This is a genomic window from Zhongshania sp. (genome assembly GCF_041623545.1).
Lineage (GTDB): Bacteria > Pseudomonadota > Gammaproteobacteria > Pseudomonadales > Spongiibacteraceae > Spongiibacter.
Window position 1 is genome coordinate 1 of record NZ_JBFJWS010000234.1, and the last position, 5,023, is coordinate 5,023.

At 53.0% G+C, this 5,023-nt stretch carries 5 protein-coding genes and 1 pseudogene; all 6 read right to left on the reverse strand.

The genetic code is table 11. The features are described 5' to 3' along the window. The coding region (gene lpxC / locus ABYT30_RS15285; protein ID WP_373097367.1) for a UDP-3-O-acyl-N-acetylglucosamine deacetylase at positions 1–437 on the reverse strand (437 nt) is incomplete at its 3' end. Between the two features lie 106 nt (positions 438–543). Continuing rightward, positions 544–1,701 (reverse strand): cell division protein FtsZ, encoded by a 1,158-nt coding sequence (ftsZ, locus tag ABYT30_RS15290; protein WP_373083918.1) that lies wholly within the window; start codon positions 1,699–1,701, stop codon positions 544–546. 55 nt (positions 1,702–1,756) lie between these two features. Continuing rightward, a complete protein-coding gene (ftsA, locus tag ABYT30_RS15295) occupies positions 1,757–2,986 on the reverse strand; it encodes a cell division protein FtsA (RefSeq protein ID WP_301029066.1) in 1,230 nt (409 codons plus the stop codon). A 65-nt stretch (positions 2,987–3,051) separates the two neighbouring features. Then, complete coding sequence (locus tag ABYT30_RS15300; RefSeq protein ID WP_373082556.1) at positions 3,052–3,846, reverse strand: cell division protein FtsQ/DivIB; 795 nt, start codon at positions 3,844–3,846, stop codon at positions 3,052–3,054. Position 3,847: 1 nt separating this feature from the next. Further along, the gene (locus tag ABYT30_RS15305; RefSeq protein WP_373097368.1) at positions 3,848–4,792 is read right to left on the reverse strand and encodes a D-alanine--D-alanine ligase; all 945 of its coding nucleotides are present in this window, start codon (positions 4,790–4,792) and stop codon (positions 3,848–3,850) included. A gap of 9 nt (positions 4,793–4,801) precedes the next feature. Further along, positions 4,802–5,023: pseudogene (murC, locus tag ABYT30_RS15310) on the reverse strand (UDP-N-acetylmuramate--L-alanine ligase); the annotation flags it as partial.

The window sequence follows — 5,023 nt, forward strand, 5'->3', positions numbered from 1 at the left end:
AAACTCGCGACTTTATCGCCATCTTTTACCGTCACCGGACGCTTTATACGGATGAATTTTTTCGGTGCATTTTGCTCCTCAATTCCGGCAGACTGAATGAGGAATACAAATGGACCGGCGCTGCCATCCATAATTGGCACTTCTGATGAGCTGACTTCAACATAGGCATTATCAATACCCAGGCCCGCCATAGCCGACAGTAAATGCTCTACCGTTGATACCCGCACATCGCCATTCATTAGCGTGGTCGACAAGGTGGTATCACCCACATTTTCCGCGCGAGCGTGGATTTCAACAACCGGATTTAAGTCGGTGCGTCGGAAAATTACACCGGTATCCGCTGGCGCTGGCTTCAGCGTCAGGTAGACCTTATCCCCTGTATGCAAACCAATGCCCGTAGCACGGATGGTATTGCGCAAGGTACGTTGCTTAATCATGTTCACACTCACTCTATGGGCCGGACGTCTACATTTACACAGGCGTACTTGTCTTGGTGTTAGCAGACAACTAACACCCCGCCCATGCTGTACCGGCTACTGCTAATTAATCGGCTTGGCGCCGCAGAAACGCTGGAATATCCAAATATTCCATGTCTTTGTCTGCCATTGGCGCCGGAGCCACTTCTCGCGCAACTGCCGCTTGCTGGTTATTGCGCATAACCGTTGGCCGATCGAGCTTGCGATAGTCATTGGAACGCGGCTCAACTGGCCGTGATTCAACAACTTTCAGCGGTATATCAGCACCAATACCATCAAGGCCGGTGGCAACCACTGTGACACGCAATTCGTCGACCATATCGGGGTCAATTACTGTTCCGACAACGACTGTTGCGTTCTCAGAAGCGAATTCCTCGATAGTATCCCCGACATCGTTAAACTCGCCTAGGGACAGATCCAGACCTGCGGTAATATTAACCAAAATCCCGCGCGCCCCTTGCAAATTGACATCTTCAAGGAGAGGGCTGCGAATCGCGGCCTCTGCAGCTTCGCGGGCGCGGTTTTCACCGGTAGCCACACCACTCCCCATCATCGCCATGCCCATCTCTGACATCACCGTACGCACGTCGGCGAAATCGACGTTAATCATGCCCGGACGAATAATAAGATCGGCAATACCCTGTACTGCACCCAACAATACATCGTTAGCCGCTTTAAAGGCATCGAGTAAACTGGTGTTTTTACCCAAGACAGGGAGCAACTTTTCGTTAGGAATGGTGATCAGTGAGTCAACGTGCTGACGCAGCTCCTTCATCCCTTCTAAAGCCACCGCCATGCGCTTTTTACCCTCGAAAGGGAAAGGCTTGGTGACGACCGCTACGGTCAGGATACCCAGCTCTTTAGCCACCTGCGCTACAACCGGTGCCGCACCAGTGCCTGTGCCGCCGCCCATACCAGCGGTAATGAACACCATATCGGCGCCCTGTAGTGCTTCGGCGATGCGATCCCGATCTTCCATCGCCGACTGGCGACCGATTTCGGGGTTAGCGCCTGCACCCAAACCCTTGGTAATGGTGGTACCCAGCTGCAATACCGTCTTGGAGGCGACATTGGTCAGCGCCTGCGCGTCAGTATTGGCGCAGATGAAATCAACACCATCCACATTACAGGCAATCATGTGCTTGACGGCATTACCGCCACCACCACCGACACCCACCACTTTAATTACTGCGTTCTGAGGAACGTTATCTACTAGTTCGAACATTGGTTTTCTCCCTTTTGCATGATTGACCGCACTGCCGGTACGGCCGCCTTACACTTTAAAAATTGTTTTGAACCCATTGTTTTAAGCTGGCCAAGAAGCCATTGCGCTTAACCCGCCCACGGCCGCCGTGCTCGGCTTGATGCTTGATGCCGTAATGCAGCAAGCCCACGCCAGTTGAATAAATTGGATTGCGGACGATGTCAGTTAAACCCCGCGCATCTTGCGGTACACCAATGCGCACTGGCATATGGAAAATCTCTTCCGCCAGCTCTACCACCCCTTCCATCTTCGACGTACCCCCGGTTAGCACGATGCCCGCCGCGCATAAATCCTCATAACCACTGCGCCGCAACTCAGCTTGAATTAAGGTGAACAGCTCGTCGTAGCGAGGTTCCACCACTTCGGCCAGCGCCTGACGCGACAGCTCCCGAGGGGCGCGCTCGCCAACGCTTGGCACTTTAATCATTTCGCCTTCACCAGCGAGCTGCGTCAGCGCACAGGCATATTTAATTTTGATCTCTTCGGCATACTGGGTCGGGGTGCGCAGCGCCATGGCGATGTCATTGGTGACCTGGTCGCCAGCAATCGGGATAACACCGGTATGGCGAATAGCGCCGTCGGTAAAGATCGCAATATCAGTTGTACCGCCACCGATATCCACCATGCACACGCCCAGCTCTTTCTCGTCTTCAGTTAACACCGCGTAGCTTGAGGCCAGCTGTTCAAGAATGACGTCTTCGACTTCTAGGCCGCAGCGACGAATGCATTTTTCGATGTTCTGCACGGCATTAACCGCGCAGGTAACTAAATGCACCTTGGCCTCTAGGCGAACCCCAGACATACCCAAGGGCTCTTTAATGCCTTCTTGCTCGTCGATCACAAACTCTTGAGGCAGGATGTGCAGCACTTTTTGATCTGCAGGTATGGCCACGGCTTGGGCAGCATCAATAACCCGATCTAAATCCAGCTGAAACACTTCACGGTCGCGAATTGCGACAATTCCGTGGGAGTTGAGACTGCGGATATGATTGCCCGCAATACCCACATACACGCTGTGGATTTCACAACCGGCCATCAATTCGGCTTCTTCTATCGCGCGTTGAATTGAGTGCACCGTCGATTCAATATTAACGACCACGCCTTTCTTCAGGCCACGCGACGGGTGCGAGCCAATGCCTATAATTTCCAGCTTGCCGTCTTCGTTGCTCGAACCAACGATAGCCACCACCTTCGAGGTGCCGATATCAAGGCCGACAATCATCCGGCTTGCATGTGAACTAGCCATTGCTTTGCTTCTCCCAAGTTTGCGAACCATTTTGCACTGGCAAGTCCATTGCCAGTGCAATTTCCTTAACCATTGTCTTTTGCAACTTTTGTCTCATCCCACGCCACCGCTAGGCCATTGATATAACGTGTATCCACACGCTTAACTCGCTCAAAATCCACCGCCAACTGGTGGCGATATACCCACATAAACCGCCGCAATTTCTCAAGTGGCTCCTGCCGGCCCAAAATCAATACCGCACCGCCATTCAAGGTCGCGGTCCATGCGCCGCGATCGTTCATTTCCAAGCGCTGTAAAATTAACTCTTCATCACCGAGCAACTGACTCATCAAGCGATATTGGCGCATTATTTCTATCGCACTGCCATCCGGTCCACTCAACAGCGGTAGACCGGCATCGTCGGCCACCCCCTTAGCAGGCAAAAATATTTTGCCTCGATGGTTCAGCAAGCCACCACTGCCCCACGCCGCAATCGGCGCTTCTTCAACAATGGTAATTTTCAATTCTCTAGGCCATACCCGCTCAACGATGGCGCGATACACCCAGGGCTCTTGCTCCAATTCGCTCTGGATGGCCTCTAAATCTAAGCCCACATAACCGACCGCTAAATGGCCGGTAACGCGATCGACCAAAACCTTGCGACTGACGTGTTGTAAATCGCCGGCAAACACCACGCGGTCAACAGGTATTGCATCTAATTGGCGCCCCAATTGCTCCACGCCATAGACAAAGGCAACAACCACCGCAATTAATATCAAACGGTTCAAAATACGTCCCCATTCACGCACGTCCCGCGGAGCCTTTTGGCCCGCCGACTTGCGTGTTTTCAGGCGATTTTGCTTGCCGCTCAATAGTTTCATTTCAAATCGAATCCGCCGTGATGCTGCCCGCCAATATTTCTAAAACCAGTTGATCAAAATCGAGGCCAGCCTGTTTGGCCGCCATCGGCACCAAACTGTGGTCCGTCATGCCCGGCACAGTATTCACCTCTAATAAGTAAAATCTGCCAGCGGTATCCCGCATTACATCAACTCGCCCCCAACCCGCACAACCCAAGCTCGTGAAGGCCGCAAGCGCTAATTCACTCAGTTCTTGTTCCTCTGCCGCGCTGAGCCCACAGGGGCATAAATAACGTGTTTCATCGGAGATATACTTGGCATTAAAGTCGTAGAAGGCCGCGTCGGTTTCCAATTTTATAGCGGGTAGCGCCTTGCCATTTAATATTGCAACGGTGTACTCACTACCGCTGATCCACTGCTCTGCAAACACGCGGCCATAGGCCTGAGCATTACTCCAGGCAGTGGCAAGCTCTTCTGCCGTCGCCGCACGAGCCATACCGATACTCGAACCCTCGCAGGCGGGCTTCACAATCACCGGCCCTAGATCATCGATTATGGCCTGCCAATTACTGCTTGCAGTTAACTCGGCAAAACGTGGCGTCGACAAACCCAAGCCTAACCACAGCAGTTTGCAGCGGAACTTATCCATAGCCAGCGCCGATGCCATTACACCGCTGCCGGTATAACTAATACCCATGCATTCCAGGGCGCCCTGTACCGTGCCGTCTTCGCCGCCGGGGCCATGCAGGGCAATAAATACTTGGCGATATTTGCCGCTGATTCTTTGCATCCAGTTGTGGTCTGCAACATCAATCGCATCCACCGCAATACCCACGCGCTCAAATGCGCCAACAACGGCAGCGCCACTCTTCAAGGAGATCTCGCGTTCAGACGAACGTCCCCCTAGCAACACAGCTAAGTTGCCGCCAATCGCCTGATTTACTTTTGTTACCGTTATTTCGCCCATTGCGGTGACCTACACCCAATCCTGATTTGCTAATTGCAGCGCTACCGCGCCGATATTCCCCGCACCCTGAGTGAGTAAAACGTCACCAGGGCGTAAACGGGGTTTTAAAATTTCAAATGCCGCGTCGGTATTTTCAACAAAGACCGGCTCTAAATTACCCTGCAATCGAATACTACGGCACAGGCTGCGGCTGTCGGCGCCCGGCACCGGCTCTTCGCCGGCCGAATACAC